The sequence below is a fragment of the Photobacterium sp. R1 genome, assembly GCF_054600795.1.
This window is the reverse complement of the sequence record NZ_BAAHZP010000729.1, coordinates 1-255: the sequence shown is the minus strand read 5'-3', so window position 1 is coordinate 255 and position 255 is coordinate 1. Positions and strand designations below refer to the sequence as shown.

General features: G+C 53.7%; 1 protein-coding gene. It reads left to right on the top strand.

Going from position 1 to position 255, the window contains the following annotated elements; translation table 11 throughout:
* Positions 1–255, top strand: a 255-nt coding sequence (locus ACYP03_RS27000) for an efflux RND transporter permease subunit (RefSeq protein ID WP_459782809.1), incomplete at both ends; no start/stop codon positions are given.

The following is a 255-nucleotide window of genomic DNA, read 5'->3' as shown; positions in this document are numbered from 1 at the left end:
GGATTTATGTCCGTGCCAATAACGGTGAGCTGGTTTCACTCAACAGTGTGGCGAAGGTCGAAGAAGTCGCGGCTGCCCGTAAGCTGAGCCATAACGAGAAGCAGAAGTCGATCACCATTACCGCCAACCTGCTGCCCGGCCATACCTTGGGCGAAGCGCTGGATTTTATGGATGAGCAGGCTTTGTCTATGCTGCCGAGTGATATCGTGATCGACTATGGCGGCGAATCCAAGGATTTCCGCGAGAATCAGAGCA